This is a genomic window from Pseudoalteromonas sp. 2CM28B (assembly GCF_023161935.1).
The window spans coordinates 1-1,022 of sequence record NZ_JALNTH010000100.1 but is presented as its reverse complement, the minus strand read 5'-3'; the positions used below and the strand labels follow the sequence as shown (position 1 = coordinate 1,022).

2 protein-coding genes are annotated in these 1,022 nt (G+C 40.3%); both read right to left on the bottom strand.

What is annotated here, in order from left to right:
* The coding region (locus MTN96_RS36795; RefSeq protein ID WP_248534840.1) for an IS3 family transposase at window positions 1-653 on the bottom strand (653 nt) is incomplete at its 3' end.
* A gap of 11 nt (window positions 654-664) precedes the next feature.
* On the bottom strand, window positions 665-976 hold the full coding sequence (locus MTN96_RS36790) for an IS3 family transposase (RefSeq protein WP_004588400.1): 312 nt from the start codon (window positions 974-976) through the stop codon (window positions 665-667).
* Between the last annotated feature and the right edge of the window lie 46 nt (window positions 977-1,022).

The window sequence follows — 1,022 nt, the reverse complement described above, 5'->3', positions numbered from 1 at the left end:
TTCCCCTTTCTCGACATGCTAATCGTTACACCTCGCTTGTTCAACCACGATATAGTCTCTTTAGCTCGATACTGGCTCCCTTGATCTGAATGAAACAGTAAACGTTGCCCGTTCGGCTTGCGCGCATTCCAAGCCTTCTTTAGTGTTTTAATCACTAAAACCGCATTATTAATTCGACTTGTTGCCCAGCCCACAACTTTGCGTGAGTATAAATCTAAAATGACACATAAGTACTGCCAGCCTTCTTTACAGCGCACCTGAGTTATATCCGATACCCATACACTATTAGGCTCTTCAACATCAAATTGACGAGCAAGTAGATTCTCTGTCGTTATAAAACCCTGCTTTTTATTACCACTGGTGTAGCGACGCTTACCTGATTTAGAGCGATAACCTACGCTTTGTAATAAACGCTGCACTCGGCCTTTACTGCAATCATATCCGTCGGCTATGGCGGCTTGCCACAATTTTCTGTAACCAGGTATGCAGTGCTCTTCATTACTTCTTTTTATTAAAAACTGAAGTAAAAAATCATTTTTTCTTTCAACTGGATTCGACGACTGTTTCAACCATTTGTAATACCCAGCCTTAGAAACAGATAATAACTTACATAACTTGCTTACTGTTTTCTTCACCGTCGTGGTCTTATGAATATATTGAAACCTTACTCTTTTAGACTGTCGAAGTAGGCCCTCGCCTTTTTTAGTACGTCGTTCTCCAACTGTACGTCCTCAAGCTGCTTTTCAAGGTTACGAACTTGACGTTCAAGGTCTTTATATGACTTTTCTGGACCATGGTTTTTAAGTGGCTTAGGCTCTTTTCTTGAGGTCATTTTACTTCTCCAACTTGACAGCATATCGGGATGAATACCGTATTTATTAGCGGTCATTTTAACGGTACCGTGTGAGTCTAATGACTCCTGCACCACTTTTCTTTTAAATTCCTCTGTATGTTTACGAAACGCTTTTACTTTCATGAGAACTGACTCCTAAATAGGTGTCTACTTTTATGGAGTCAGATCA